The sequence below is a fragment of the Pseudolysinimonas sp. genome, assembly GCF_051954455.1.
GTDB lineage: Bacteria > Actinomycetota > Actinomycetes > Actinomycetales > Microbacteriaceae > Pseudolysinimonas.
This window is the reverse complement of the sequence record NZ_JBQCHS010000014.1, coordinates 61,718-87,578: the sequence shown is the minus strand read 5'-3', so window position 1 is coordinate 87,578 and position 25,861 is coordinate 61,718. Positions and strand designations below refer to the sequence as shown.

Annotated in this window: 25 protein-coding genes; 18 read left to right on the top strand and 7 right to left on the bottom strand. The window is 73.3% G+C overall.

Features of this window, described 5'->3' with window-relative positions:
• Positions 1–20: 20 nt before the first annotated feature.
• Positions 21–1,463, bottom strand: a complete 1,443-nt coding sequence (locus ACTHM3_RS06120) for a DHA2 family efflux MFS transporter permease subunit (RefSeq protein ID WP_440405220.1) — start codon at positions 1,461–1,463, stop codon at positions 21–23.
• A gap of 72 nt (positions 1,464–1,535) precedes the next feature.
• Between ACTHM3_RS06120 and ACTHM3_RS06115 the strand changes: the two genes are divergently transcribed.
• The 6 genes from ACTHM3_RS06115 to ACTHM3_RS06090 are packed head-to-tail and all read left to right on the top strand — an operon-like array spanning position 1,536 to position 6,066.
• Complete coding sequence (locus ACTHM3_RS06115) at positions 1,536–2,147, top strand: TetR/AcrR family transcriptional regulator (protein WP_440405219.1); 612 nt, start codon at positions 1,536–1,538, stop codon at positions 2,145–2,147.
• Positions 2,144–3,064 (top strand): tRNA pseudouridine(55) synthase TruB, encoded by a 921-nt coding sequence (gene truB, locus ACTHM3_RS06110; RefSeq protein WP_440405218.1) that lies wholly within the window; start codon positions 2,144–2,146, stop codon positions 3,062–3,064. Before ACTHM3_RS06115 ends, truB begins: the two co-directional genes overlap by 4 nt.
• A complete protein-coding gene (locus tag ACTHM3_RS06105; RefSeq protein WP_440405217.1) occupies positions 3,061–3,429 on the top strand; it encodes a hypothetical protein in 369 nt (122 codons plus the stop codon). Before truB ends, ACTHM3_RS06105 begins: the two co-directional genes overlap by 4 nt.
• A gap of 24 nt (positions 3,430–3,453) precedes the next feature.
• Positions 3,454–3,909, top strand: a complete 456-nt coding sequence (locus ACTHM3_RS06100) for a hypothetical protein (RefSeq protein ID WP_440405216.1) — start codon at positions 3,454–3,456, stop codon at positions 3,907–3,909.
• Between the two features lies 1 nt (position 3,910).
• On the top strand, positions 3,911–4,852 hold the full coding sequence (locus ACTHM3_RS06095) for a bifunctional riboflavin kinase/FAD synthetase (RefSeq protein ID WP_440405215.1): 942 nt from the start codon (positions 3,911–3,913) through the stop codon (positions 4,850–4,852).
• Positions 4,849–6,066 (top strand): MFS transporter, encoded by a 1,218-nt coding sequence (locus ACTHM3_RS06090; RefSeq protein ID WP_440405214.1) that lies wholly within the window; start codon positions 4,849–4,851, stop codon positions 6,064–6,066. Before ACTHM3_RS06095 ends, ACTHM3_RS06090 begins: the two co-directional genes overlap by 4 nt.
• 4 nt (positions 6,067–6,070) lie before the next feature.
• Here ACTHM3_RS06090 and ACTHM3_RS06085 read toward each other — a convergent pair whose 3' ends face one another.
• Together ACTHM3_RS06085 and ACTHM3_RS06080 are read right to left on the bottom strand one after the other, a co-directional pair.
• On the bottom strand, positions 6,071–7,048 hold the full coding sequence (locus tag ACTHM3_RS06085; RefSeq protein ID WP_440405213.1) for an N-acetylglucosamine kinase: 978 nt from the start codon (positions 7,046–7,048) through the stop codon (positions 6,071–6,073).
• Positions 7,036–8,295, bottom strand: coding sequence for a 6-phospho-beta-glucosidase (locus tag ACTHM3_RS06080; protein WP_440405212.1), 1,260 nt, complete (start codon positions 8,293–8,295; stop codon positions 7,036–7,038). Before ACTHM3_RS06080 ends, ACTHM3_RS06085 begins: the two co-directional genes overlap by 13 nt.
• Before the next feature lie 82 nt (positions 8,296–8,377).
• On the opposite strand from ACTHM3_RS06080, the gene ACTHM3_RS06075 reads away from it, so the two are divergent.
• The 5 genes from ACTHM3_RS06075 (at position 8,378) to ACTHM3_RS06055 (ending at position 13,071) form a co-directional block, all read left to right on the top strand.
• Positions 8,378–8,743: a hypothetical protein gene (locus ACTHM3_RS06075; RefSeq protein WP_440405211.1), complete on the top strand. Its 366-nt coding sequence runs from the start codon at positions 8,378–8,380 to the stop codon at positions 8,741–8,743.
• 74 nt (positions 8,744–8,817) lie between these two features.
• Complete coding sequence (locus ACTHM3_RS06070) at positions 8,818–9,759, top strand: sugar-binding transcriptional regulator (RefSeq protein ID WP_440405210.1); 942 nt, start codon at positions 8,818–8,820, stop codon at positions 9,757–9,759.
• A complete protein-coding gene (deoC, locus tag ACTHM3_RS06065) occupies positions 9,756–10,763 on the top strand; it encodes a deoxyribose-phosphate aldolase (RefSeq protein WP_440405209.1) in 1,008 nt (335 codons plus the stop codon). Before ACTHM3_RS06070 ends, deoC begins: the two co-directional genes overlap by 4 nt.
• 2 nt (positions 10,764–10,765) lie before the next feature.
• Positions 10,766–12,205 (top strand): aldehyde dehydrogenase family protein, encoded by a 1,440-nt coding sequence (locus ACTHM3_RS06060; RefSeq protein ID WP_440405208.1) that lies wholly within the window; start codon positions 10,766–10,768, stop codon positions 12,203–12,205.
• Positions 12,205–13,071, top strand: coding sequence for an aldehyde dehydrogenase family protein (locus ACTHM3_RS06055; RefSeq protein ID WP_440405207.1), 867 nt, complete (start codon positions 12,205–12,207; stop codon positions 13,069–13,071). The genes ACTHM3_RS06060 and ACTHM3_RS06055 overlap by 1 nt, the downstream gene beginning before the upstream one ends.
• Positions 13,072–13,366: 295 nt before the next feature.
• Here the strand turns inward: ACTHM3_RS06055 and ACTHM3_RS06050 are convergent, their stop codons facing one another.
• Positions 13,367–14,701 carry a M20/M25/M40 family metallo-hydrolase gene (locus tag ACTHM3_RS06050; RefSeq protein ID WP_440405206.1) on the bottom strand — a complete coding sequence of 445 codons (1,335 nt, stop codon included), beginning with the start codon at positions 14,699–14,701 and terminating at the stop codon, positions 13,367–13,369.
• A gap of 62 nt (positions 14,702–14,763) precedes the next feature.
• On the opposite strand from ACTHM3_RS06050, the gene ACTHM3_RS06045 reads away from it, so the two are divergent.
• The 3 genes from ACTHM3_RS06045 to ACTHM3_RS06035 all read left to right on the top strand — a co-directional run bounded on the left by ACTHM3_RS06045 (position 14,764) and on the right by ACTHM3_RS06035 (position 19,055).
• Entirely contained in the window at positions 14,764–16,257 is a 1,494-nt protein-coding gene (locus ACTHM3_RS06045) for an FAD-dependent oxidoreductase (protein ID WP_440405205.1), read from the top strand.
• A 166-nt stretch (positions 16,258–16,423) separates the two neighbouring features.
• Entirely contained in the window at positions 16,424–16,747 is a 324-nt protein-coding gene (locus ACTHM3_RS06040) for a DUF6804 family protein (protein ID WP_440405204.1), read from the top strand.
• A gap of 190 nt (positions 16,748–16,937) precedes the next feature.
• Positions 16,938–19,055, top strand: coding sequence for a DEAD/DEAH box helicase (locus ACTHM3_RS06035; protein WP_440405203.1), 2,118 nt, complete (start codon positions 16,938–16,940; stop codon positions 19,053–19,055).
• Positions 19,056–19,452: 397 nt separating this feature from the next.
• Here the strand turns inward: ACTHM3_RS06035 and ACTHM3_RS06030 are convergent, their stop codons facing one another.
• Genes ACTHM3_RS06030 through ACTHM3_RS06020 form a run of 3 tightly spaced genes read right to left on the bottom strand, consistent with a single transcriptional unit; the run spans position 19,453 to position 21,248 of the window.
• The gene (locus ACTHM3_RS06030) at positions 19,453–20,097 is read right to left on the bottom strand and encodes a Pr6Pr family membrane protein (RefSeq protein ID WP_440405202.1); all 645 of its coding nucleotides are present in this window, start codon (positions 20,095–20,097) and stop codon (positions 19,453–19,455) included.
• Positions 20,098–20,970 carry an aminotransferase class IV gene (locus ACTHM3_RS06025; RefSeq protein WP_440405201.1) on the bottom strand — a complete coding sequence of 291 codons (873 nt, stop codon included), beginning with the start codon at positions 20,968–20,970 and terminating at the stop codon, positions 20,098–20,100.
• Positions 20,967–21,248, bottom strand: a complete 282-nt coding sequence (locus ACTHM3_RS06020; protein WP_440405200.1) for a tryptophan synthase subunit alpha — start codon at positions 21,246–21,248, stop codon at positions 20,967–20,969. Before ACTHM3_RS06020 ends, ACTHM3_RS06025 begins: the two co-directional genes overlap by 4 nt.
• A gap of 101 nt (positions 21,249–21,349) precedes the next feature.
• Here ACTHM3_RS06020 and ACTHM3_RS06015 point away from each other — a divergent pair, with 101 nt between their 5' ends.
• The 4 genes from ACTHM3_RS06015 to ACTHM3_RS06000 are packed head-to-tail and all read left to right on the top strand — an operon-like array spanning position 21,350 to position 25,855.
• Positions 21,350–21,694, top strand: a complete 345-nt coding sequence (locus tag ACTHM3_RS06015; RefSeq protein ID WP_440405199.1) for a hypothetical protein — start codon at positions 21,350–21,352, stop codon at positions 21,692–21,694.
• A gap of 15 nt (positions 21,695–21,709) precedes the next feature.
• Entirely contained in the window at positions 21,710–23,734 is a 2,025-nt protein-coding gene (locus tag ACTHM3_RS06010) for a DUF2207 domain-containing protein (protein ID WP_440405198.1), read from the top strand.
• Between the two features lie 4 nt (positions 23,735–23,738).
• Complete coding sequence (locus ACTHM3_RS06005) at positions 23,739–24,692, top strand: J domain-containing protein (RefSeq protein WP_440405197.1); 954 nt, start codon at positions 23,739–23,741, stop codon at positions 24,690–24,692.
• An 8-nt stretch (positions 24,693–24,700) separates the two neighbouring features.
• The gene (locus tag ACTHM3_RS06000) at positions 24,701–25,855 is read left to right on the top strand and encodes a glycoside hydrolase family 3 N-terminal domain-containing protein (RefSeq protein ID WP_440405196.1); all 1,155 of its coding nucleotides are present in this window, start codon (positions 24,701–24,703) and stop codon (positions 25,853–25,855) included.
• Positions 25,856–25,861 lie beyond the last annotated feature (6 nt).

Sequence of the window (25,861 nt, the reverse complement as noted above, 5' to 3'; positions counted from 1 at the left end):
CCGTCGAGGCCCGCGAGCGGTCAGGCGGCGACGGGTTCGTGGGCGGTCGCGGCGGCGGGCGTCGCGGGCGCAGTGCGTGCGAGCCGGCCGTGGGGGAGGAGGAGCGCGAGGATCGCGGTGGCGAGCACGACGGCCGCGCCCACGAAGATCGCGGGGTGCGCCGCGTCCACGTACCCGGTCGGGGTCAGCTGCCCGCCGGCTCCCGTGAACACCGCGGTCAGCACGGCCGTGCCGAGCGCCGTGCCGATCTCGCGCATGGTCGAGTTGGTGCCGCTCGCCTTCGCGATGTCGTCGGCGGTGATGTTGGCGAGCACCGCCGTCGACGACGGGGCGAACACGAGACCCATGCCGACGCCGGCCGCGATGAACGCGGGGAGCATCAGCCCGTAGTCCGCGGTCTGCGTCATGGTCGCGCCGATCCAGGCGAGGGCGCCGCCCTGCAGGGCGAGGCCCACCACGATGAGGACGCGCGTGCCGACGCGGCCGGCGACCATCCCGGCGAGCGGCGCGACCACCATCGGGGCGAGGGTCCAGGGCGTGGTCTGCACCGCGGCCTGGAGCGGCGTGCTCCCGCCGACGATCTGCAGGTACTGGATGAGGATGAAGATCGCCCCGAACATCCCGAAGCTGAAGCCGAACCCGACCACGTTCGCGAGGGTGAAGCTGCGGTCGCGGAACAGGCGCAGCGGCAGGAGCGGCGACGTGGTCCGCAGCTCCCACCCGATGAACGCCGCGAGGAGCACGCCGCCCGCGATGAGCGAGCCGAGCACCTCGAACGAGCTCCAGCCCGCGTCGTTGCCGCGCACGATCCCGAAGACGACGCCGAGCACGCCGAGGCCCGCGAGCAGCACGCCCGGGATGTCGAGCCGCACCCGCCTGCCGAACGCATTCGGCAGCGTCGCGAGGATCACCGGGATCGCGACCAGGCCGACGGGCACGTTGATCCAGAAGATGCCCTGCCAGTTCCATCCCTCGAGGACGGCCCCGCCGATGAGCGGCCCGACGGCGACGCCCACGCCGGCGAGACCGCCCCAGATGCCGATCGCGAGCGGGCGGCGGCGCGGCTCGACGGAGCCGGTCAGGAGGGAGAGCGAGAGCGGCATGATCGCCGCGCCGCCGAGGCCCTGCACGGCGCGGGCCACGATGAGCTGCGCCGGGTCGGAGGAGAGCGCGGCGAAGGCGGAGGCGATCGAGAAGATCGCGATGCCGACCACGAAGACCGTGCGGCGCCCGAGGCGGTCGCCGAGCGCGACGGCCATGAGGATGAGGCTCGCGAACACGAGCGTGTAGGCGTTGACGAACCACTGCAGCTGCTCGAGCGACGCGCCGAGGTCCTTGCTCAGCACCGGGAGGGCGTTGGTCATGACGAGGTTGTCGAGCGTCGCCATGAACATGGGGATGCCGGTGGCGAGGATCGCGAGCGCGAACGGCACGCGCCGCGCGGAGGGGACGGGAACGGTCATCGCGGAAGCTCCAGATTGTTGTAATCGGATGATTACGAGTGACGATAGTTATCGGCTGATAACCTGTCAACCGTGACCGTCACCCCGGAGACCGCGACCCGCATGCCCGCCGCCGAGCGGCGCGCGTCGATCCTCGAGGCGGCCACCGAGGTCTTCGGGGCGCGGGGGTACGTGGGCGCGACGACCGACGCCGTGGCGAAGGCCGCGGGCGTCAGCCAGCCGTACGTCGTGCGGATGTTCGGGACGAAGGAGAACCTCTTCCTCGAGGTGCTCCACCGCGCGCTGGACCGGCTGCTCGGCGCGTTCCGCGCGGTCATCGCCGGGCACGGGACGTCCGCCCCCGATCTCGCCGGTCGGCTCGGCGCCGCCTACGCCGACCTGCTGCGCGACCGGGGCCTCCTGCTCAGCCTCATGCAGGCGTTCATGCTGGGCGCCGATCCCGTGATCGGACCGGCGGCGCGTGCCGGGTTCCTGCAGGTCTACGGGCTGCTGCGGGAGGAGGCCGGCTTCGGCGCGGACGAGGCCGACCAGTTCCTCTCGCACGGCATGATGCTCAACACCCTGGTCGCGATCGGCATGGCGAGCGAGTACGACAGCGATCCCGCCGCGCGCGACCTGATCGAGACCTGCGCGCCGAGCAAGGCGCTCATGATCGTCGATCTCGAGAAGCAGCAGCGGGCGTGAGCGGCGCGGGTCACGGCGGGACGACCGCCGCGGGCGTGCTCCTCGTCGACAAGCCCGCCGGCATCACCAGCCACGGGGTCGTCGGCGCCGCCCGCCGTGCCCTCGGCACGCGCAAGGTCGGACACGCCGGCACGCTCGATCCCATGGCGACCGGCCTGCTCGTGCTCGGCGTCGGCACCGCGACGCGGCTCCTCACCTACGTCGTGGGGCTCGGCAAGACCTACGAGGCGACCATCCGGCTCGGCGAATCGACGACCACCGACGACGCCGAGGGCGAGACGATCGCGCGCACCGACGCCTCGGCGGTGACCCGCGCGGCGGTCGACGACGGCATCCGCGCCCTCACCGGCGAGATCGACCAGGTGCCGTCGGCGGTGAGCGCGATCAAGGTCGACGGCCGGCGCGCCTACGCCCGCGTGCGAGCGGGGGAGCAGGTGGAGCTCGCGGCGCGACGCGTGACGATCTCGCGCTTCGAGGTGGTCGCCGAGCGTCGAGACGAGGGGAGCGGCGTCGTCGACCTCGACGTGATCGTCGACGGCAGCTCGGGCACCTACATCCGCGCGCTCGCCCGCGACCTCGGAGCCGGGCTCGGCGTCGGCGGGCATCTCACCGCGCTCCGACGCACCGCGATCGGCCCGTTCGACGTGGCCGACGCCGTGCCGTCCGCGGCGATCTCGCCCGCGGATCTGCGCGATCCCGCCGCCGTCGCGTCCGCGCTCTTCCCGACCGTCGCGCTCGACGACGACCAGGCCGCGCGGCTCGGCGACGGCAAGCGGGTCGCCGTGCCGGCGCCCGATGCGCCGATCGTCGCCGCGCTCCACGACGGGCGCCTCACCGGGCTTGTGGAGGTCGCCGGCGGGGTCGCCCGGGTGGTCGTCAACTTCCCGCGCCCGGCGGCGGATACGGTCGGAGGGTGATCTTCGCCTTCACGATCGTCCAGGTCGTCGTCGCCGCGCTCGCGGCCGTGATCTGCGTCGTGCTCGGCCTGATCGGCCGGAAGCCCTCCGACGTCACCCTCGGCTCGATGATCGTCGTCGAGCTGCTGCTCATCGCCCAGCTGGTCATCGCGCTGGTGGCCCCCGCTGCCGGCAACCCGAGCAAGGGGAGTGTGCTCGAGTTCTACGTGTACCTCGTGACCGCGCTCCTCATCCCGCCGCTCGCGATCGTCTGGGGGCTGCTCGAGCGCTCGCGCTGGAGCAACGTCGTGCTCGGGATCGCCGGGTTCGCGATCGCCGTCATGGTGTTCCGCATGTACCAGATCTGGGTGCTCCAGGTCGCGTAGCGGCCCGGCGGATAGGCTGATCGGGTGCCCGTCGTGACCGAGAAGGATGCCGCCGTCGCGGCGCCGCACCGTCGCCTCTCGGGGATCGGCCGGGTGCTCGTCGCGGTCTACGCGATCCTCGCGCTCGCGGCCCTCGGCCGGTCGATCTTCCAGATCGCCGACCGCTTCGAGCAGGCTCCGGTCGCCTTCCTGCTGTCGCTGCTGGCCGGGATCGTCTACGTCGTCGTGACCGTGGCCCTCGCCGCGCGCCTGCGGACGCTCGCCTGGATCACGATCTCGTTCGAGCTGCTCGGCGTGCTGGTCATCGGCACGATCACGATGCTCGCGCCCGACCTCCTCGGCGCGCACTCGAATGCGCCGTTCGGCACGACCGCGACCGTGTGGAGCACCTACGGCGCCGGCTACCTGTTCATCCCGCTCGTGCTGCCGATCCTCGGGCTCGTGTGGCTGGCGCGCAGTCGCAGCGGGGCGGGCCACTGAGATGCGGGTCTTCGACGGGCCCGCGAGCGTGCCCGCCGGATTCGGACCCGCGGCGGTCACGGTCGGCAAGTTCGACGGCGTGCACCTCGGCCATCGCGGGGTGCTCGCGCAACTGCGGGAGCTGGCCGACGAGCGCGGCCTGACCGCGACGGTCGTCACCTTCGACCGCAATCCGCTCAGCGTCATCCGCCCGGAGCTCTGCCCGCCCGCCGTCGTCAGCACGGCGCAGAAGACCGAGCTGCTCGCGGAGGCCGGGGTCGACGCGACGCTCGTGCTCGCCTTCGACGCCGAGCGCAGCCGGCAGAGCGCGGAGGCGTTCGTGCGCGAGGTGCTCGTCGACGCCCTCCACGCCCAGACGGTGCTGTGCGGATCCGACTTCCGGTTCGGTGCGGGCGGCGCGGGCGACGTGGAGCTGCTGCGCGCGCTCGGCGTCGAGCTCGGCTTCTCGGTCGTCCTCATCGACGACGTCCGCGCGGACGGGGAGACCGGGCGGATCTCGTCCACCCGGATCCGCGATCTCGTCGCGTCGGGCGACGTCGCCGGCGCCGCCCTGCTGCTCGGTCGCCCGCCGTCGGTGCGTTCGGTCGTCGTCCGCGGGGCCCAGATGGGCCGCAAGCTCGGGTACCCGACCGCCAACCTCGACCCGGCCCGGCTCGAGGGTCTCGTGCCGGCGGACGGCGTCTACGCCTGCTGGGCGGTCGTCGACGGCACCGCCTACGCCGCCGCCGTCTCGATCGGCAACAACCCGACCTTCGAGGGCGTACCGGAGCATCAGGTCGAGGCGCATCTCTTCGACCAGGACATCGACCTCTACGGCGCGACGATCGAGCTCCGGTTCGTGCGGTTCGTGCGCCCGATGCGCAAGTTCGACGGCATCGACGAGCTCATGGTCGCGCTGCGGGAGGACGACGCCACGATCCGCGCGCTCCTGCAGCTCGGATGACCTCGTCCTCCGCCTGGCGGGGGCGCCTCGTCGCCCTCGTGGGGATCCTGCTCGTCGCGCTCAACCTCCGTGCCGCGGTCGTGGCGCTCTCGCCGATCGCCGAACAGATCTCGCACGACGTGCCGCTCGGCTCCGCGGTGATCGGGGTCCTGAGCGCGGCCCCGCCCCTCGCATTCGCTCTCGCCGGGGCGCTGACCCCGCGGATGAGCGCGCGGTTCGGGATGGAGCGCACCCTCCTCTCCGGCGTGGCGCTCATGGTGATCGGGCAGCTGCTCCGCGCCGTCGTGCCGAGCGCCCCGGTCATCGTGGTCGCGTCGGCGCTCGCGTTCCTCGGCATCGGCGTCGGCAACGTGCTCCTGCCGCCGCTCGTGCGCCGCTTCTTCCCCGACCGGATCGGGCCCGTCACGAGCGGGTACGTCACCGTGCAGACGATCGGGGCGACCGTCGTGCCGCTCGTCGCCGTCCCGGTGGCGCTCGCCGTCGGCTGGCAGGCGTCGCTCGGGTCGTGGGCGCTCGTCGCCGCCGTGGCGGCCGTGCCGTGGATCGTCGAGCTCGCCCGTGGCCGGGGGAGCGACGCCCGCGATCGGAGCCCGGGCTCCGGCGGCGCGTCGGAGGCTCCGCTCGCCGGCGGCATCTGGCGCTCGCCGACTGCGTGGGCCATGGCCGCGGGCTTCTCCACCACCGTGGCGGCCGCCTACACCGTGTTCGGCACCTTCCCGGCGCTGCTCGCCGATGTGGCGCACGTCGACGAGGCGACCGCGGCCGCCCTCGTCGCGCTGTTCAGCCTGGCCGGCATCCCGCTGTCGATCGTCATGCCGCCTCTCGCCGCCCGGCTGCGCAGCTCCGTCGGGCCGGCGATCGCGACGATCGCGCTCAACGCCGCGGGGTTCACGGGCCTCCTGGTCGCACCGATCGCGGCGCCCTGGCTCTGGGTGGCGTTCATCGCGCTCGGTGCGGCGTTCTTCCCCTACAGCCTGGCGCTCGTCGGCGTCCGCTCCCGCTCGCACGCCGGCTCGGTCGCGCTCAGCGGCTTCATGCAGGCCGTCGGATACGTCGCCGGCGCTCTCACCCCGCTGCTGGTCGGCGTCCTGCACGCGGCGACGGGGTCGTGGACCGCGTCGCTCATCCTGCTGCTGGTCGCGCTCCTGCCGCTCGTCCCGGCCGCGATCGTCCTCCACCGGCCCCGGTTCGTCGAGGACGAGGTCGGCCCGTAGTCCGTCAGACCGCCTGCGCCTCGCGGGCGGCGAGGGCCGTACGGGCGCGGTCCAGGGAGGCCGCATCCCCGCCGGCCGCCGCGAGGGCGCCGAGGCCCGCGCCGACGATCGGGTGCTCCTCCACCACGATCGGCTCCGCGCCCGGCAGAGCCTCCTCCAGCCGCACCAGCAGGGGGTCGAGCAGCCGCCGTTCGCCCGAGCGGATGAGCCCCCCGCCGAGGACGACCGGCAGGCCTGCGCTCGGGAGCTCGAGACGTGCGGCGCAGACCCGTGCCATCGTCGCGATCTCCTCGGCCTGCCGGTCGAGCAGCCGCCCCGCGATCCCGTCTCCGGCCTGCGCCGCCCGGAACAGCGCCGGGGTGAGCGGCGTGAGCGCCGCGACCGGCAGGTCGCCGAGGAGGATCGCCTCGCCGATCGCCTGGACGCTCGGCAAGCCGAGCTCCGAGGGCAGCGCCGCCGCGAGCGTCGTGGCCGGTCCGCGGCCGTCCTCCGCCCGTGCCGCGTGCCAGAGCGCCGCGAGCATGACCCCGCTGCCGCCGCCCCAGTCGCCCGTGATCGTGCCGAGCGCGGGGAAGCGGGCGGTCCCGCCGTCGGCGCGGACGCCGACCGCGTTGATGCCGGTGCCGCACACCACGGCCACCGCGTCCGCGGACCGCGTACCGGTGCGCAGCAGCGCGAAGAGGTCGTTGTCGACGGCGAGTCCGGCCCGCGTCCAGCGGAGCGGCGCGATCGCCGCCGTGAACCTCTCGATCTCGACGGCGAGGTCGAGGCCGGCGAGGTACACGCTCGCGTAGGCGACGTCCGCGCCGCCGGTCGCCTCCTCGACGAGGGCGTCGATGCGCGACACCGCCACCGGCAGCGTCTCGACCTGCGGGTTCGTCGCGAGGCCGCGCGCCGCTCCCGCGACCGAGCCGTCCGGCCGCAGCGCGACGACGTCGGTCTTCGAGCCGCCCCCGTCGACCGCGACGATCAGACCGCCCACGGCAGGTGCTCCCGATTGTGCGCGACGAGGAGATCGGTCAGCCGCTCCGCGCGCTCATACTGCAACACGAGGGGGTGCGCCTGCATGGCCCGCAGCACCCGCTCCCGGCCCCCGTGCACGGCCGCGTCGAGCGCGAGCCGCTCGTAGCCGGCGACCGCGGAGACGAGCCCGCGGATGTCGTCCGGCAGGGGCGCGATCGGCAGCACCTCGATGCCCGCGGCCGACACGTGCGCGGGCACCTCGATCGCGTGGTCATCCGGCAGGAACGGCAGCGCGCCGTCGTTGCGCACGTTGACCACGCGGACGTCGCCCGTCTCCGACCGCAGCGACGCCATGAGCTCGATCGCCGCCTCCGAGTAGAAGGCGCCGCCGCGGCTCGCGAGCGCGGCGGGCTTCTCGTGCTCCGCCGGGTCGGCGTAGATCGCCAGCAGCTCGCGCTCGACCGCGCGCACCGCCTCCGCGCGCGTCGGGGCGTGCAGCTGCTCCCGCAGCACCTCGTCGTGGGCGTAGTAGTAGCGCAGGTAGTACGACGGCACGGTGCCGAGCATCCGGAGCACGCCCGCGGGCAGCTCCACCTCGTCGGCCAGTTCGTCGAGGCGGGTCTCGAGCCACTCGGGCAGCACGTCGCGGCCGCCGACGGTGACGGAGCGCTCCCACGTCAGGTGGTTGAGGCCGACGTGCCCGAGTCGTACCTCGTCGGGTGCGACGCCGAGGAGCCCCGCGAAGCGGCGCTGGAACCCGATGGCCACGTTGCAGAGCCCGACGGCACGGTGACCGGCCTGCAGCAGCGCCCGGGTCACGATGCCGACGGGATTGGTGAAGTCGATGATCCAGGCGCCCGGCTTGGCGTGGCGGCGCACCGTCTCGGCGATGTCGAGCACGACGGGCACGGTGCGGAGCGCCTTCGCGAAGCCGCCCGGACCCGTCGTCTCCTGCCCGACGCAGCCGACCTCGTGCGGCCAGGTCTCGTCGCCGTGGCGAGCGTCCTGCCCGCCGACGCGGAGCTGGATGAGCACGGCGTCGGCGTCGCTCACCCCCGCGACGAGGTCCGTGGTCGGCACGATGCGACCGGGGTGCCCCGCCGCCTCGAACATCCGCTGCGCGAAGCCGCCGACGAGGCGGAGCCGCCCCTCGTCGCGGTCGACGAGCCAGAGCTCCTCGATCGGCAGCTCGTCGCGCAGCCGGGAGAACCCGTCCACGAGCTCCGGGGTGTAGGTCGAGCCGCCGCCGACGATCGCCAGTTTCATGCTTCGACGATGCCATGACACGGCGTGGATGCGAACGGCCTCGTTGCGAGGCGACGTCGGCCGGCGCGCGTAGCGTGATCCTGTGCAGCCCCGGACCGTCGAGCGCCTCATCGATCTGCCACGGGCGATCGTCTGGGACGCGCTCGTCGATCCGGTCCTGGTCGAGGGCTGGTTCGACCCCGAGCTGCGACTCGTCGACGGCGGCCCCGCGGTGATCGTGCTCGATCGACGGGATCCGGAGCTCCTGCGCGTGCGCATCGACGGCGTGGGCGACCTGGCGTTCCATGCGGAGGAGGTGGAGGGAGGCACCCGCGACCGGTCGACCCGGCTGCGGGTCGTCGGCGAGATCGGTGCGCCCGACGAGCTCCTCGATCGACTGGAGGACCTGCTGCGCGGGCACCCCGTCGATTGGGCCGGGGCGGCGTCGGCCCTCCGCCCTGCGGGCTGAGCGCGGGGGACGCATCGGCTGCTCATCTGAGCAGAGACTCGCGCATCCGCTGGTCCCGGCGTAGCCTGGCGGCGATGCTGGAGGAGGACGAGCTGCTGGCCGTGCGCGCGGCGGAGCTCTACTACGACGAGGGCAAGACCCAGGACGAGGTCGGTGTGCTCCTCGAACTCTCGCGCTGGAAGGTCGGGCGACTGCTCGCGGACGCGCGGGAGCAGGGCATCGTGCGCATCGAGATCGTCCACCCGCGCGCACGCCGGCTCGGGGTCGAGCGGGAGCTGCAGGAGCGGTTCGGCCTGAAGGACGCGGTGGTCGTGCCCGCTCCCGACGACGAGAGGGAGCTGCTGACCCGCGTCGCCCAGGCCGCCGCGGATCACCTCGCCGCCCTCCGTCCCGCCCCGCGCACCCTCGGCGTGAGCTGGGGCCGCACGCTCGCGGCGGTCGCCGATCGGCTGGTGCGCCACTGGGCCCGCGGCGTCGAGGTCGTGCAGGTCAACGGCGGCGTCACGCTTAACCGCCGGCCCGGGACGGCGGCGCCCACCGCATCGACCATCGCGGCGAAGGCCGACGGGGAGGCCGTCCTCCTGCCGAGCCCCGCGATCCTCGAACGGCTCGAGACGAAGCAGGCGATCGTGGCGGACCGGGTCGTCGCGGACGCCCTCGCTCGGGCGGCCTCGGCATCCGCGTACCTCCTCACCGCCGGAGCGGCGGTGCGGGATTCCGCCCTCGTCGAGAGCGGCTACCTGACCCCGGACGACATCGCCGAGCTCGTGCGCAAGGGCGCGGTCGGCGACGTGCTCGGGCGCTTCGTCGACGCCGACGGCAACATCGTCGACCCCGCGCTCGATGAGCGGACGGTGGGGCTGGGACTGGACCGGCTGCGCGCCGCCGAGACGGCGATCCTGGTCGTGGCGGGGCGGGCGAAGCACGACATCGCGCGGACGGTGGTGACGAGCGGGCTCTGCACCGTGCTCGTCACCGACGACGCCACGGCACGAGCGCTCCTGGAGGACGCATGACCATGCAGCAGATGCTCCCGCCGGCCGAACGGGCCGTGAGGGTGCTGGGCGGTGACCTGACCGAGCGCAGCCTCCGGCTCCACCTGGAGGGTCTCAGCGGGGTGGACGCGGTGGGGCTCGAGGCCCGCGCGGCGGCGCTCGGCACGCGGTCCATCAAGACCGCGTCGAAGCGGTGGGCGCTCGACAAGATCATCGCGCTCACCGACCTCACGACGCTCGAGGGGGCCGACACCCCCGGCAAGGTGCGCTCGCTCGTCGCGAAGGGGCTGAACCCCGACCCCTCCGACCCGTCGACGCCGAAGGTGGCGGCGGTCTGCGCGTACGGCGACATGGTCCCGGCGGCCGTCGCCGCGCTCGGCGGAGCGCACGGCGACCCGGACGAGGGCGGGATCTCGGTCGCGGCCGTCGCCACCGCGTTCCCGAGCGGTCGGGCGTCGCTCGCGGTGAAGCTGGCGGACACCCGAGACGCCGTCGCGAACGGGGCCGACGAGATCGACATGGTCATCGACCGCGGCGCGTTCCTCGCGGGGCGGTACGGCACCGTGTTCGAGCAGATCGTGGCCGTGAAGGAGGCCTGCCGCCGCGACGACGGCAGCTCCGCGAGCCTCAAGGTCATCCTCGAGACCGGCGAGCTCACCACCTACGACAACGTCCGTCGCGCCAGCTGGCTCGCGATCCTCGCCGGCGGCGACTTCATCAAGACCTCGACCGGCAAGGTGGCGCCCGCGGCGACCCTGCCCGTCACGCTGCTCATGCTCGAGGTCGTGCGCGACTGGCACCGGCTCACGGGCGAGCGGGTCGGCGTCAAGCCGGCCGGCGGCATCCGGGCCTCCAAGGATGCGATCAAGTACCTGGTCACGGTGGCCGAGACCGCGGGGGAGGAGTGGCTGCAGCCGCACCTGTTCCGCTTCGGCGCCTCGAGCCTCCTCAACGACGTGCTCCTGCAGCGTCAGAAGATCACAACCGGCCATTACAGCGGCCCCGACTACGTCACGGTGGACTAGATATGTCGTTCCTGGAATACGCACCGGCGCCGGAATCGCGCGCGATCGTGCAGCTGCGCCCGTCGTACGGCCTGTTCGTCGACGGCGATTGGGTCGACGGCCACGGCGAGCCCTTCGCCACGGTCTCGCCCGCGACGGAGGAGCGGCTCGCCGAGATCGCGACCGCCGACGACCACGACGTCGACCTCGCGGTCGCGGCCGCGCGCCGCGCCTACGACCGCACCTGGTCGAGGATGTCGGGCACCGACCGCGGCAAGTACCTCTTCCGCATCGCGCGCCTCGTGCAGGAGCGGGCCCGCGAGCTCGCCGTCGCCGAGAGCCTCGACAACGGCAAACCCATCAAGGAGAGCCGCGACGTCGACGTCCCGCTCGTCGCCGCCTGGTTCTTCTACTACGCCGGATGGGCCGACAAGCTCGACTACGCGGGCCTCGGCGCGAACCCGCGCCCGCTCGGCGTCGCCGCGCAGGTCATCCCGTGGAACTTCCCGCTCATGATGCTCGCGTGGAAGATCGCCCCGGCGCTCGCGGCGGGCAACACCGTGGTGCTGAAGCCCGCCGAGACGACCCCGCTCACCGCGCTGCTGTTCGCCGAGATCGTGCAGCAGGCCGACCTGCCGCCGGGCGTCGTGAACATCGTGACGGGCGCCGGCGCCACCGGCCAGGCGCTCGTGCGCCACCCCGGCGTCGACAAGGTCGCCTTCACCGGCTCGACCGCGGTCGGCCGCGAGATCGCGAAGACGATCGCCGGAACGCACAAGAAGGTCACCCTCGAGCTCGGTGGCAAGGCGGCGAACATCGTCTTCGACGACGCCCCGATCGACCAGGCCGTCGAGGGGATCGTCAACGGCATCTTCTTCAACCAAGGCCACGTCTGCTGCGCCGGGAGCCGGCTCCTCGTCCAGGAGAGCATCCACGACGAGGTCGTCGACCGCCTGAAGCAGCGCATGGCGACGCTCCGGCTCGGCGACCCGCTCGACAAGAACACCGACATCGGCGCGATCAACTCCCGTGAGCAGCTCGACCGCATCCGGGCGCTCAGCGACCTCGGCGAGCAGGAGGGCGCCGAGCGCTGGAGCGCCCCGTGCGCGATCCCCGAGAACGGGTTCTGGTTCGCGCCGACGATCTTCGACAACGTGTCGACGTCGTCGACGATCGCGCGCGAGGAGATCTTCGGGCCGGTGCTCTCGGTCCTCACCTTCCGCACCCCGGCCGAGGCGATCACGAAGGCGAACAACACGCCCTACGGGCTGTCGGCCGGCATCTGGAGCGACAAGGGATCCAAGATCCTCGCCGTCGCGGACCGACTGCGCGCCGGCGTCGTGTGGGCGAACACCTTCAACCGTTTCGACCCGTCGAGCCCGTTCGGCGGCTACAAGGAGTCCGGCTACGGCCGCGAGGGCGGCCGCCACGGTCTCACCGCGTACCTGAAGGGCGGCAACTGATGGCCGAGCGACTGACGATCCCCAAGACGTACAAGCTCGCGATCGGCGGGAAGTTCCCGCGCAGCGAGTCGGGGCGCACCTACGAGGTGGCGACGCCGAAGGGCGCCTTCCTCGCGAACGCGTCGCTCGCCTCCCGGAAGGACGCGCGGGATGCCGTGGTCGCGGCCCGCGCGGCCGTCGCCGGCTGGTCGGGCGCCACGGCCTACAACCGCGGCCAGGTGCTGTACCGGATCGCCGAGGTTCTCGAGGGCCGTCACGCGCAGTTCGTCGAGGAGATCCGGGCGTCGGAGGGCGTCACCGCGGCCCAGGCCGCCGCCCAGGTCGACGCCGCCATCGACCTGTGGGTCTGGTACGCGGGCTGGACCGACAAGTTCACGCAGGTCGCGGGCTCCGGCAACCCGGTCGCCGGCCCGTACTTCAACCTGTCGGTGCCGGAGCCGACGGGCGTCGTCGCGATCGTGGCGCCGCAGGAGGCGAAGGGTGCGAGTCTGCTCGGGCTCGTCGCGACGGTCGCGCCCGCGCTGGTCGCCGGCAACGCGGTCGTGGTGATCGCCGATCGGGCGCACCCGCTGAGCGCCATCAGCCTCGCCGAGGTCCTCGCCACGAGCGATCTGCCCGGCGGCGTCGTCAATGTGCTCACCGGGTCGCCGGCCGAGATCGCGCCGTGGCTCGCGTCGCACGCCGACGTCAACGCGCTCGACCTCACGGGTGCCGGCTCGATCGAGTGGGTCGACCTCGAGATCGCGGCGGCCGACACACTGAAGCGCGTCGTGTCGCCCGAACCCGGCGTGCCGGCGCCGTCGCTGCAGCGGATCCTCGCCTTCACCGAGACCAAGACCGTCTGGCACACCAAGTCGCTGATCTGACCCGTCCCACGCCCCCGTGCAACAAGTCGCACGCGCGGCGAGATTCCGCGCTGCGGATGCGACTTCGGACGCGTGCGGCTCGGGGGGCGGCAGCGATGGGTCACGGAGCCGGTGGATCGAATTCGGCGGTCTCCGAGCTCCGCGTCTCCGAGTCTCGGTGAACCGGACTCGGGCGTCGGGAGTTCCGGTGCACCGAGCCGGCGTCGGAGTTCCGGGGTACCGAGCTCCCGCGCTCCGGCGTGCCGTTCGCGGGGCAGAGTCTCACCGCGCGTGCAACAAGTCGCACGGGGAGGGGTCAGAGGCGGAGGAGGAGCTCCTCGTAGAAGCGGAGGCCGCGGAGGTACGACGACACGCGGATGCTCTCGTCGATCGCGTGCAGGCCGCCGAGCTCCGCGTTGGTCAGTTCGAACGGGAAGAACCGGTAGACCGGCCCGAGCGGGGTGAAGTGGCGTCCGTCGGTGGCGCCGAGCATCCCGTACGGCGCCGGCAGCACCTCCGGGTGCGACGCCGCGAGCGCCGCGCAGAGGAGCCGCCAGCCCTCGCCGTCGATCGGGGAGACGGGCGACGGATCCGACCCGCCGACCAGCCGCACCTCGACGTCCGGTCCGACGAGCCGCCGGATCTCGTCGACCGCGTCGTCGAGGCGCTCGCCGATCGCGACGCGCACGTTGACGATCGCGCGTGCCGTCTCCGGGAGCACGTTGTCGGCCGCGGCACCCTGCAGTCGCGACACGACCCGCGTGGTGCGGATCATCGCGTGTGTCTCGTCGCTCCCGCGGGCGAGCGCGCGCAGCAGCAGGGGCCGCATCAGTCGTGGATGCCGGTACGCGAATCCGACGAGGCCGCGCGCCCGCGGGCCGAGCACCTCGAACATCGCCTCGAGGACGGGCGGGATCGCGGCCCGCGACGGTCGGGAGATCGCGGTGATCGCCGCCGCGAGCCGGGTCGTCGCGGTGACGCCGCTGCGGGGCGGGTGCGCCGCGTGCCCGCCGTGCTGCCGCACCGTGAGCTCCACGGAGCCGATGCCCTTCTCGCTCAGCCCGATCGCCGCGGTGGGCTCGGCGACACCCGGGAACTGCCCCCGGACGATCGCGCCGCCCTCGTCGAGCACGAGCCGCGCCCGCACGCCGCGCTCCTGCAGCGCGCGCGACGCCGCCTCCGCCGCCCGCCCGAGGACCTCCTCGTCGCCGCCGAAGCTGAGCCACACGTCGTGCTCGGGCCGGAACCCCTCCGCGAGCAGCGCCTCCACCGCCTCGAGCACGCCCGCCACCGCGTTCTTGTCGTCGATGGAGCCCCGGGCCCAGATCCGACGGTCGTCGCCCTCCCGGGTCATGGTCGCGTCGAACGGCGGATGCGTCCAGCCCGGTTCGTCGGCCGGCACCGTGTCGTAGTGGGCCATGAGCACCGCCGCGGCGCCCGGGCTCCGACCCGGCCAGCGCAGCAGCAGACCGACGCCGCCCGCCACCTCCTCGACCTCGAGGCCGCCGAAGACCCGCGGGTAGTGCTCCCGCAGCAGCGCCCGGTACCGCTCGAACGAGGCGCCGTCGGCGCTGTCGTCGGCACGCGACACCGTGGGGACCCGCAACTGCGCGCGCAGGCGCTCGACCCGCGGATCGGCGCCGTCGCTCATTCCTTGATGGTAGGTCGCCGGGAGTCCGTGGCCCGTTCGCGCGGCGCGCCTAGCGTGGCGCCATGGAGTCCCTCTGGCAGCAGACCGCCCCGACGATCGCCTCCGACGAGTTCCCCGACGCCGACCACGTCGACCTGGCGGTGATCGGCGCCGGCATCGCCGGACTCGTCACGGCGCTGCTCTTCGCCCGCGCGGGGCGCCGCGTCGTGGCGATCGAGGCCCGAAGGATCGGCGCGGGCACGACCGGACGCACCACCGCGAAGGTCTCCCGGCTGCAGGGCGCGCACTCCGACTTCGTGCGCAGCCGCAACATCGCGGCGGTCGCGCGCGCCTACGCCGACAGCCAGGCGGCCGGCTTCGACTGGCTCCTCGACTTCTGCGCGAGCGCCGGCGTCGAGGTGGAGCGCCGCGACGCGTACAGCTACGCCACGACGCGCGACGGGAGGGCGCGGGTCGAGGCGGAGCGCCGCGCGGCGCGCGCCGTCGGGATCCCGGTCGAGCTCGTCGACCGGGTCGACCTCCCCTTCGAGACCACGGGCGCGGTGCGGCTCCGCGACCAGGCGCAGCTCGATCCGATGCGCCTGCTCGCGGCGCTCGTCGCAGCCGTGCGGGAGGCGGGCGGCCTCGTGGTCGAGGGCGTGCGCGTACGTGCGGTGCACGCCGCGTCGCCGGTCGAGGTGCTGACCTCCGCGGGCACGCTCGACGCCGACAAGGTGGTCCTCGCCACGAACATCCCGATCCTCGACCGCGGCCTGTACTGGGCGAAGACCTCCGCGCAGCGCAGCTACGCGCAAGCGTGGCGGGTGCCCGCGGAGCAGCTGCCGGACGGCATGTTCCTCGACGTGGAGCAGCCGAGCCGCAGCATCCGCACCTCCGGGCCGCTCCTCCTGACCGGGGGATTCGGCCACGCGGTCGGGCGGGAGCCGAGCCCGCGACGGTCGGCGGAGGAGCTCACCGCCTGGACCCTTCGGCATTGGCCGGGCGCGGAGCCCGTCGCCTCCTGGAGCGCCCAGGACCGCATGACGCCGCACGGCATCCCGTTCGTCGGCTGGCTGCCCCGCGGGCGCGGGCGCGTCTACCTCGCGACCGGGTTCGACAAGTGGGGCATGACCAACGGCGTCGCGACGGCGCTGACGCTCGCGAGTGACATCCTGGGGGAGGAGGGCGGCTGGACGCCGACCGACTGGCAGCGGATCCTGCACCGCCGCCCCACGCTCCCGCAGACCTTTGCGGCCGGGATCGGCGAGAACGCCGCCGTGGCGAGCTCGTACCTCCGCGGGTGGCTCGGGGCGCTCGCGCGACCGAAGGGCGCCGCGCCGCTCGAGGGGATGGGCGAGGTCGGCCGCGTCGGGGTCCGCCCGGTCGCGGTGTCGACCGTGAACGGCACGACGCGCGAGCTGTGCGCCATCTGCCCGCACCTCGGCGCGATCGTGACCTGGAACGACTTCGAGGGCAGCTGGGACTGCCCCGCCCACGGGTCCCGCTTCGCCCCGGACGGCACCGTGCTGGAGGGGCCCGCGGTCCGGCCGTTGAAGGACCTGGGCCCGCAGGCCTGAGACCCCGGGCCGACGGCAGGCGCCGCCGACCCGGATATCCTGGTCCGCGATGAGCAGCCGTCGACCTCCGGCCGGATCCGCGCCCCTCGGCGGCGGCCGAGGTAGCGGTGCGCAGCCTCCGCGCACAACGCCCGCGCGGCGTCCCGCGGACCGGTACAAGGATCCGGTGTCGCGGCGGATGGCGCTGGCCCCCGGCCTGCTCGGGGCGATCGTCGTGCTCGCGGGACTGGCGCTGCTCGACACCGAGTCGGGGTTCCTCTGGATCCGCTACGGCGCCGCCATCCTGGCCGCGATCGTGGGGTGGTTCGCGATCCAGGGCCGCGCGTGGTGGGCGCTGCCGTTCCTCGCCGCCGTCGTCGTCATCTGGAATCCGGTCGTCCCGTTCCTCTGGCACGGGCAGTGGTGGGTCGCCGGGCAGTTCGGGGCGGTCGCGGTGTTCATCCTGTGCGCGATCCTCATCCGCGTGAAGAGCGCGCCGAAGGACGCGTGAGGCCGCGGCAGCACCCCGTGCCGCGCCGCCGCGTGCGCCTTCCTCGTCCGGGATCGCGCGTGCGCTAACATATTCGTGCGCACACCCCGACCGGCCAAGCCGGGATCAGGGGGGATCCGCTTCGACCGATGCGGATTCCGCGCATTCGACACAGCCGGCGACGGGGTCGACCCGCCGCCCGAGGAGAGCAATGGCCTCATCCGGCCAGAAGTCGGGTCAGCGCAAGAACGCGACCCGCCGTCCCGCGACGCGTCGACGCGCCCACCAGGACGAGACGGGCATCATCCCCGTCCTCGCGCGCACTGTGCGCGAGATCGAGAACGCCGCGGAGCGCGGCAAGGTCGGGCCCACCGGTCGCACCCGGTTCCGCGTCGTGGCGGCCCTCGTGCGCGAGGAGCGCGCCCGCATCAAGACCGACACCGGCCTGACCGACGCCGAGCGCACCAAGGAGGTGACGCGGCTTGAGGGGATCGCGACGATCATGGCGAAGACCGTGGCGCGCGACTCGACCCTCATCCCGCTCCTTACTGACACGGCGCCGCTCAGTCCCGCCGCGCAGGAGCTGCGCCGGGCGATGCTGCTCGACGCGGGCGCGGAGCTCAGCCCCGACGACCTCATCGTCGTGACGGAGACGGCGCCGAAGCCGGCCGCCGAGGAGCGCCAGGTCGTGCCGCAGTCGGTGCGGCAGTACCAGATGTCGAACCCGTTCCTGGCCCCGGACTTCAGCGCGGTCGCGGCGCAGCCGGCCACCTCCGGTCGACTGGCCAACTGGGAGCTCATGGATCCGCTGTTCCGTTCGTTCGAGATGGGCGGGGGAGCGGCGTCGATGACGCTGCCCGCGCCGCGCACGCTCGACACGCCGGGGCGGCTCGAGTTGATGATCCACCAGGCGCGTTTCGTCGAGAGCGCCCGCGAAGGCCACCGCACGTACCTGCTCGCCGACGAGCCGGGACTCGGCAAGACGGCGCAGGCGCTGCTCGCCGCCGATGTGACGCACTCGTTCCCGCTGCTGGTCGTCGTGCCGAACGTCGTCAAGGTCAACTGGGCGCGCGAGGTCGAGAAGTGGACCCCGAAGCGCGTCGCGACGATCGTCAACGGCGACGGCGACGACATCGACGCGTTCGCCGACATCGTGATCGTCAACTACGAGATCCTCGATCGGCACGTCGCGTGGCTCAGCCGCCGCGGCTTCAAGGGGATGATCGTCGACGAGGCGCACTTCATCAAGAACAAGGAGTCGCAGCGCTCGCGCAATGTGCAGTCGCTGGCCCGCAGCATCCGCGCGGTCACCCCGAAGGCGCTCTTCATCGCACTGACCGGCACGCCCCTGATCAACCAGATCGAGGACTTCCGGATGATCTGGCAGTACCTCGGCTGGATCGATGAGAAGAAGCCGCTGCCGGAACTCATGCGCCGGCTGGAGGACACGGAGCTCGACCCGGGCGAGCCGGGCTTCTTCGCCGCCGCGCGCGAGGCCGTCGTCGAGATGGGCATCGTGCGCCGGCGCAAGGAGGACGTCGCGGCCGACATCCCGGCGCGGCGCATCGCCGACATCCCCGTCGAGCTCGAGGGCGAGGCGGGCCGGTCGATCCGTGCCGCCGAGGCGGCCCTCGTGGCGCGCCTCGCGGAGCGGTATCGTCGCCTCTCCGCCGCGCGACCCGACCTCGGTCGCGACGACGTCATCCGCCTGGTGGCGGCGGCCGAGCTCGAGGAGACGCGGCAGGCGAGCGGCGACGGCAGCGGCGACAACGTCTTCACGATGGTCCGGCGCATCGGCCAGGCCAAGGCGACCCCGGCGGCCGACTACACCGTCAATCTGGCCCGGAACGTGGGCAAGGTCGTGTTCTTCGCGAAGCACATCGACGTCATGGACGCGGCCGAGGCGCACTTCCGTTCGGCCGGGCTCCGCACGGTCTCGATCCGCGGCGACCAGTCGCCGAAGGCCCGGACCGCCGCGATCGACGCGTTCACGAACGATCCCGAGGTGTCGGTCATCGTCTGCTCCCTGACGGCGGCCGGCGTGGGCATCAACCTGCAGGTCGCGTCGAACGTCGTGCTCGCCGAGCTCTCGTGGACGAACGCCGAGCAGACCCAGGCGATCGACCGCGTGCACCGCATCGGGCAGGAGCTGCCCGTCACGGCGTGGCGGATCATCGCGGCGGGCACGCTCGACGGGCGGATCTCGGAGCTCATCGACGCGAAGGCCGGGCTCGCGGCGCGCGCCCTCGACGGCGCGACCGTCGACGAGGCGGCCGAGGGGTCGGTCCAGCTCGAGGCCCTCATGGCGCTCCTCCGCGACACGGTCTGAGGCACCTTCAACCTTCAACCTTCTGGCGAGACTTCACCCGTTCCCCTTCGATCCAGCCGGGAGTACCGTCGTCCTCACTGAAGGAGATGAGTCCGATGGGCTGATCGATTGAGGTGACAGAAAGGCCCTCGGGCCCGAGCTCCATCCGGCGCACGCCGGGAGGGCGCGGCGATCGGGGGCCTTTCGTCGTGCCCGATCTGTACCCCGATTTGTCCGCATCGCGGCGGACACCCTCAATGGGGGCATACATATCCTTGTCCCCCTGCCTAATCTGGTCATGCACTAGTCGGGGGACTAGCGGCGGCGGCAGCCTCGTCGATGACGCGGACCGCGATACGGGGGTAGAACCGGTCGCGCGGACGAGGCGCCGCCGCCAGTACTCTCCGGAGCCGAGGACCTACGGGCCGGCGTCGGGTCTCTGCTGGAGCTTGGGCTCGCGGGGCCGGGTGCGGAGCACCGCCACAAAGGCGAGCGCGATCATGGCCGCGGCCAGGCCGACGATGTAGGCCACGACCCCGGGAACGCCGTTCGGGCCGGCCGGCTCGAGGAACGGGTACGGGTACCAGCGGTCGATCCCGCCGCGGATCATCGTGAACGCGATCCAGGCGAGCGGGTACGCCACGATCCACCACACCGCGCGCCCGCGCAGGCGCTCGCGGCCCGGCGCGACGATCCAGTCGACGATCAGGAGGATCGGGATGACGACGTGCAGCATCTCGTTCATCCAGTCCGGCGACTCGTAGCCGGGCGCGACGATCCCGCGCAGCAGCGCGTTGTACACGACCGTCGTCACGACCGCGTAGACGACGGTGCACATCGCGACGGTCGTGAGGAGCCGGGTGTCGCGCGGTCGGCGCACGGCCCACCATCCGCCGACGAGCAGCACGACCACGTCGATGAGCGCCGTCTGGATGGTGAAGTACGCGAAGTACCGCGACGGCAGGAACGCGGCGTGCGCGAGCTCATCGGCGATCTGGGCGACCACCGTCGCGAGCAGCGCGAGACCCGCGACGATGCGGACCGCGCCGACGATCCGGCGCATTCAGGCGGTCCGGGCGCTGAGGAAGTCGTTCATGGCGTCGGTGAGCTCGCGATCCATCGTCAGCGGGGCGTGATCGACCGCGTTGATCGGGGCGGCGTGCCGGACGCTCGACAGGAGCCACGCGGCGTCGGCGTCGAGCAGGTCGCGCGGCCGCAGCGGCTGGTAAAGGGGCTCGAGACCCCGCGACGGCGCCCAGTCGAATAGGTCGGCCTGCGTGGTGCCGGGCAGGATGCCGGCGTCGAGCGGCGGGGTGAGCAGCCTCCCGTCGCGCAGGATCACGACATTGGCGGTCGGACCCTCGAGGAGCAGCCCGTCGGTGGAGACGAACACGACGTCGTCAGCACCGCGCTTCGCCGCCTCGCGCGCCGCCGCGCGGTTGATGCCGTAGCTCAGGGTCTTCGCCCCGACGAGCAGCCAGGGCGCCGCCGCTCCGGCGTCCGAGCGGAACCCGCGGTCGAGGAGGATCGCGTGGACGCCGCGCGTGCGGGCCGCCGTGTGGTCGGGGGCGACGGCGCCGTACGCCCAGCCGGTCGGTGACGAGCCGCCCTCGATCCCGCGGCTCAGCACGGTCTTCACGAACGCCTCCGGAACCGGGCCGATCACCGCGGCGACCGCGAGGACCGCGGCACGCCAGACGTCGACGTCGGGCTCCGGCAGGTCGAGCTTCGCGGCCGAGCGGACGAACCGGGCGAGGTGGGCCTCGAACGCCTGCGGGTGGCCGTGGCCCACGCTGATGGTCTCGAAGACCCCATCGCCGCGGGTGGCGGCGAGATCGAGCGCCGAGAGCACCGGGGAGGCCGGGTCGACGAGGTCGTGCCCGATCGTGCGGTCGCCGTCGAAGCGGAGGAGGGCGAGCGCCGACGTCGCGGTCATGCGGAGCGCCGGATGTCGTCGATGCGGTCGCGGAGCCCGTCGACCGTGGGGCGGAGCGCCGGGTAGGCGCCGATCACCCGGTCGAGCGCCGCGTCGGTCGTCGTCGCGTCGGGGGCGAGCTCGCCGTGCAGGAGCAGGACGACCATCTCGTCCACCGTCGGCATCTCGTGCATGAAGGCCCAGGGATCCTCGCCGCCGCGCAGGCGCTCTTCGACGACCGTGCCGAGCTCGTCCTGCGCCTCCGCGCGGAGGACTTCGAGGCTCGGGGCGACGCGCATGCGTCGAGCCTACGCACGTGTCACGACGCTCGTCGGACGCGGACCTGCGCGTCGCCTCCGCGCCCCGGGGCGCCGCCGAGCGCGCGCGTAGCGTCGCGCCCATGACCGTCACGCTGAACCGCGCTGCGCTCCGGCACGCGAAGGAGCTCATCTCGAAGGGTCGCACCATGAAGGACGAGCGCGACGACTGGAGCGGGCACGCGCCCTCCGTCGACGACGAGAACGCGTGGCTCGAGAAGCACGGCTGGGACGAGTACGCGCTGTGGCATCTCGGCGTCGACGTCGAGGCGGGCGAGGAGACCAAGAAGCGCTACAGCTTCCCCTACGGCGACCTCGCCCGGGTGCACCGCTGCGCCGTCATCTCGCTCGAGAGCCGCGCGGGTCAGTACGACCACGACGACATCGAGAAGGCGGCGAAGGAACTGCTGCACGAGCTCGACACCTGACTAGGGTCGGGGGGGATGCGACGCCTCCTCACCGCCGCCGGCGCTCTCCTCGTCCTCGTGGCGATCGGCGCGTCGCCCCTCGTCGCGGCCGCATCGCCCCGCGTCGCGGCGGCCGCCGTCGCGGGGCTGCCCGGCGACGTGAACGACTTCTCGTTCCGCTCCTTCGACGCCGATTACTCGCTGTCGCGCGCTGCGGACCGTCATGCGCGGCTGAGCGTCACCGAGACCATCGTGGCCCTCTTCCCTCAGCCGGATCAGAACCGCGGGATCGTCCGCGCGATCCCGGACGAGTACGGCGGCGTGCCGCTCGACACCCGAGTGCAGTCGGTCACCGACGGGTCCGGACGGGCCGTGCCCTACGACACGAGTCGCGACGAGCGGTTCGTGACGCTGTCGCTCGGCACCGACGCGTACGTCCACGGGGCGACGACCTACGTCATCCGCTACACCCAGTCGGACACGATCCGCTCCTTCGCCGACACCGGCTCCGACGAGTTCTACTGGGACGTCAACGGCACCGGCTGGGCGCAGCCGTTCGCGGAGGTGAGCGCCCGCGTCGAGATCGCTCCGGACCTCGTCCCGTCGCTCACCGGTCGGCAGGCCTGCTACCAGGGGCCCGAGAACGCGACGACGTGGTGCACCGGCGGCATCACGGGAACGGGCGTGCCCGACCCGACCGCGACGCCGGCGCCGGCACCGACCGGGGCTCCGGCGGAGCCGGCCGTCCTCACCGCCTCGGCCCGGGACCTCGCCGCCCACGAGAACCTCACGGTCGCCATCGGGTTCGCCCGCGGCACCTTCGTCGAGGGGACGCCGCGCAGCCCCGAGACCTCCCGACCGATCGACTGGCCGCCGGCCTGGACCATCGTGCTCACCCTCGGCGGCGGCGGCGCTCTGGTGCCGGGGATCGTGGCCTTCGTCCTCGGCCGCTCGCGGCGGCCGAGGGCGGGCGAGATCATCGTGCCCGAGTACGCGCCGCCGCTGCGGCTCGGCATCCTGCCTGCCGCTCGGCTGCTGAACCGAGCAGTGGCGGCGCGACCGGCGGAGCTCGTGGACCTCGCCGTGCGCGGGCGGGTTCGGCTCCTCGGCTATCCGACGGGTCACGGGCGCGACGAGGCGGACTACGCCGTGCAGCTGCTCGACCGGTCCGGGCTGGACGCGTTCGAGAGCCGGTTCCTCGACGGGTTGTTCGCGGCCGACGCGGCTCCCGGCTCCTCCCGGGATCTCCTGCGCGCCGGCGACGCCGGACTCGGCAAGGCGCTCGACGGCGCCGTGTCGGCCGCCTCGGCGTGGGTCGATCACGAGTTCTACGGTCCGCGCCGCTCGTCGACCGCGGCGAAGGTATGGATGGGGATCGCTATCGCACTCGTGGTCGGCGGCCTCGTCGGGGCGGTCGCCGGCGGGTCGGTTGGGATCCTCCTCGGCATCGCGGCGCTCCTGCCCGGGCTGATCGGGCTCATCCTCGGCATCGTGGGCGCGGTCGGCGGACGGCAGCCGACCGACGGCGCGAAGCACCTCATCGACCATCTGTTCGGCATGCGCATGTACATGCAGCTCGCCGAGGCCGACCGGATGCGGGTGCTGCAGAGCGTGACGGGTGCGGAGCGCATCGACACGGCCGACGGGCGCCAGATCGTCAAGCTGCACGAGCAGCTGCTGCCATGGGCCATCCTCTGGGGCATCGAGGACTCCTGGACGGCGGAGCTGCAGACCGAGCTCGCCCGAGTGCAGCAGGAGCCCGACTGGTACGTCGGGCAGCAGGCGTTCACGGTCGCGGCGTTCAGCCCCGTGATCAGCGGGATGACGCGCGGGCTCAGCGCCCCGGCGCCGTCGTACTCGGGCTCGGGGTTCTCGAGCTTCTCGGGGGGTCCTTCGGCGGCGGATTCTCCGGCGGCGGCGGCGGCGGAGGCGGCGGCGGAGGCCGCTGAGCCACGCACACGCGGCCTCGGCTCGAGGCGTCCGCCTGCCGGTCTGGGCGGCGACGCCGGGGATGCGTTCAGGGTATGCACGGCGCCCAGCGGCGCCATCCCGGCAGAATGAGCGGATGTCCGACAGCCCGCTCGCCGCGAGCCCGTACGAGGTGCTCGGCGTCACCGTGACCGCGACGGACGACGAGCTCCGCCGCGCCTACCGGCGCCGGCTTCGGGAGACGCATCCCGACACCGGGGGAGCGGCGCTCGAGTTCGACCGGGTGCAACGCGCGTGGGAGCTGGTCGGCACGGCCGACGCCCGCGCGGCCTACGACCGCGGAGTCCGACCCGCCGCCGAGGAGCGCAGCTGGGCACCCGCCGCCCCGCCGCGGGGCGAGGGCACCCGTCCTGCGGCGCGCATGCACGGTCATCCCGGCGGGTGGTATCGCGAGCAGTTCCTCGTGCTCCTGCAGGAGTGGTCGGGCCGGGGTGTCGACATCCCCGACCCGTACGACCCGCAGCTGCTGGCGCGGGCGCCTCGCGAGCTCCGGCACCTCCTCGCGGAGGCCGTCGCCGAGGAGGAGACGGCGCGCGCGCTCGCGACGCTCGGCATGGGGTTCACGGTCTGGCACGACCTCCGCACCGACGATCCGCGACGCGACGGGAACGGCCTCACCGCGTCGCCGCAGGGGGCCGGCGGCAAGATCGACCATGTGGTCCTCGGGCCGACGGGGCTCTGGGCGATGCTCAGCGAAGACTGGGGCGAGCCGGTGAGCGTGAAGCGGGGCGAGATCGCCGGCCCGGCGCTCGCCCCGCACGAGCGCCCGGTGCACGAGCTCTCCGTGCGGGCCCGCGCGCTCGCGCGGGAGGCGCGCGTCCGGTTCACGGCGCTCGTGATCGTGGTCCCGGACGGGGCCGCGCCGGAGGGCGTCGTCGATCTCGGCGGTGTGCGCGGCGCGCGGGCGCTGCTCGTCGAGCGGCCGCGGCTCGTCGACCTGGTCCGGCGCGGGATCGCCGGTGTCGGGATCGGCGGCACCGATCTGTTCGAGGTGCGCACGCGCCTCCAGTCCGCGGCGCGGTTCGTGTGAGGTCGCCCGTGCACCGCAGCCGCCGCGCTCTGGCCGCCACCGCGGCGGTCGCGCTCGCCTCCGCCGCCCTCGTGGCGTGCACCCCGGCCCCCGCGCCGTCGCCCCGTCGCACTCCGTCGGCCACATCGACGTCGTCGCCGACCGCCGATCCGCTCGCCGGACTGACCCTCGCCCAGGAGGTCGGGCAGCTGTTCGTCGCCGGGACGAGCGCGACGACCCTCGATCCGGCGGCGCTCGCCGCGATCCGCGACAGCCACGTCGGCGGCATCTTCCTCAAGGGACGGTCGGTGGCGCCCGCGAGCGCCAACCTCGCCGTCGTCCGGGCGGCTCAGGCGGCCTCGGCGGACGGCATCCCGCTCATCGTCTCGACCGACCAGGAGGGCGGCGAGGTGCAGGTGCTGCAGGGCCCGGGCTTCGACCGGATCCCGACCGCCGTCGCGCAGGGGCAGATCGCACCCGACGCGCTCCGCACCCAGGCGCGGGAGTGGGGCTCGCAGCTGCGCGCCGCGGGGGTGAACCTCGATCTGGCGCCGGTCGCCGACATCGTGCCGGCCGGGACCGCGGCGCAGAACCCGCCCATCGGGGTGTTCCAGCGTCAGTACGGCTCCGACGCCGCGACGGTCGTCGACCACGCGTCGGCGTTCGCCGCGGGGCTGCGCGACGCCGGCGTGCAGTCCACGGCGAAGCACTTCCCCGGGCTCGGTCATGTCACGGCCAACACCGACACGACGGCAGGCGTCACCGACGACGTGGTGGGGCCGGATGCGCCGGACGTCGGGGTGTACCGCGATCTGGCCTCCTCCGGCGTCGACGTCGTCATGGTCTCGTCGGCGATCTACCAGCGGATCGATGGGACGCAGCCGGCCGTCTTCTCGCCGGCGGTTCTCACGCTGCTGCGCGACCGGGTCGGGTTCCGCGGCGTCACCATGACCGACGACCTGTCGAGGGCGGTCCAGGTGCAGAGCGTCGCCGTCGGCGACCGGGCGGTGCGCGCGATCGACGCCGGCGTCGACGTCGTCCTCATCTCCAACGACCCCGACCAGGCGGCTCCCATGACCGCGGCGGTGATCGCACGGGCGCAGGTCGATCCCGCCTTCCGCGAGAAGGTCGACGCCGCGGCCCGGGCCGTGCTCGCCTGGAAGCAGAGCCACCTCGCCTCCTGACAGCAT

Excerpts from the sequence above, each read along its gene's own strand:
- ACTHM3_RS06020 (WP_440405200.1), bottom strand. The coding sequence starts at position 21,248 with ATGCGCGTCGCCCCGAGCCTCGAAGTCCTCCGCGCGGAGGCGCAGGAC.
- ACTHM3_RS06050 (WP_440405206.1), bottom strand. The coding sequence starts at position 14,701 with ATGAGCGACGGCGCCGATCCGCGGGTCGAGCGCCTGCGCGCGCAGTTG.
- ACTHM3_RS06090 (WP_440405214.1), top strand. The coding sequence starts at position 4,849 with ATGACCTCGTCCTCCGCCTGGCGGGGGCGCCTCGTCGCCCTCGTGGGG.
- ACTHM3_RS06060 (WP_440405208.1), top strand. The coding sequence starts at position 10,766 with ATGTCGTTCCTGGAATACGCACCGGCGCCGGAATCGCGCGCGATCGTG.
- ACTHM3_RS06080 (WP_440405212.1), bottom strand. The coding sequence starts at position 8,295 with ATGAAACTGGCGATCGTCGGCGGCGGCTCGACCTACACCCCGGAGCTC.
- ACTHM3_RS06035 (WP_440405203.1), top strand. The coding sequence starts at position 16,938 with ATGGCCTCATCCGGCCAGAAGTCGGGTCAGCGCAAGAACGCGACCCGC.
- deoC (WP_440405209.1), top strand. The coding sequence starts at position 9,756 with ATGACCATGCAGCAGATGCTCCCGCCGGCCGAACGGGCCGTGAGGGTG.
- ACTHM3_RS06015 (WP_440405199.1), top strand. The coding sequence starts at position 21,350 with ATGACCGTCACGCTGAACCGCGCTGCGCTCCGGCACGCGAAGGAGCTC.
- ACTHM3_RS06045 (WP_440405205.1), top strand. The coding sequence starts at position 14,764 with ATGGAGTCCCTCTGGCAGCAGACCGCCCCGACGATCGCCTCCGACGAG.
- ACTHM3_RS06005 (WP_440405197.1), top strand. The coding sequence starts at position 23,739 with ATGTCCGACAGCCCGCTCGCCGCGAGCCCGTACGAGGTGCTCGGCGTC.
- ACTHM3_RS06025 (WP_440405201.1), bottom strand. The coding sequence starts at position 20,970 with ATGACCGCGACGTCGGCGCTCGCCCTCCTCCGCTTCGACGGCGACCGC.
- ACTHM3_RS06120 (WP_440405220.1), bottom strand. The coding sequence starts at position 1,463 with ATGACCGTTCCCGTCCCCTCCGCGCGGCGCGTGCCGTTCGCGCTCGCG.
- ACTHM3_RS06055 (WP_440405207.1), top strand. The coding sequence starts at position 12,205 with ATGGCCGAGCGACTGACGATCCCCAAGACGTACAAGCTCGCGATCGGC.
- ACTHM3_RS06070 (WP_440405210.1), top strand. The coding sequence starts at position 8,818 with ATGCTGGAGGAGGACGAGCTGCTGGCCGTGCGCGCGGCGGAGCTCTAC.
- ACTHM3_RS06010 (WP_440405198.1), top strand. The coding sequence starts at position 21,710 with ATGCGACGCCTCCTCACCGCCGCCGGCGCTCTCCTCGTCCTCGTGGCG.
- ACTHM3_RS06030 (WP_440405202.1), bottom strand. The coding sequence starts at position 20,097 with ATGCGCCGGATCGTCGGCGCGGTCCGCATCGTCGCGGGTCTCGCGCTG.
- ACTHM3_RS06095 (WP_440405215.1), top strand. The coding sequence starts at position 3,911 with ATGCGGGTCTTCGACGGGCCCGCGAGCGTGCCCGCCGGATTCGGACCC.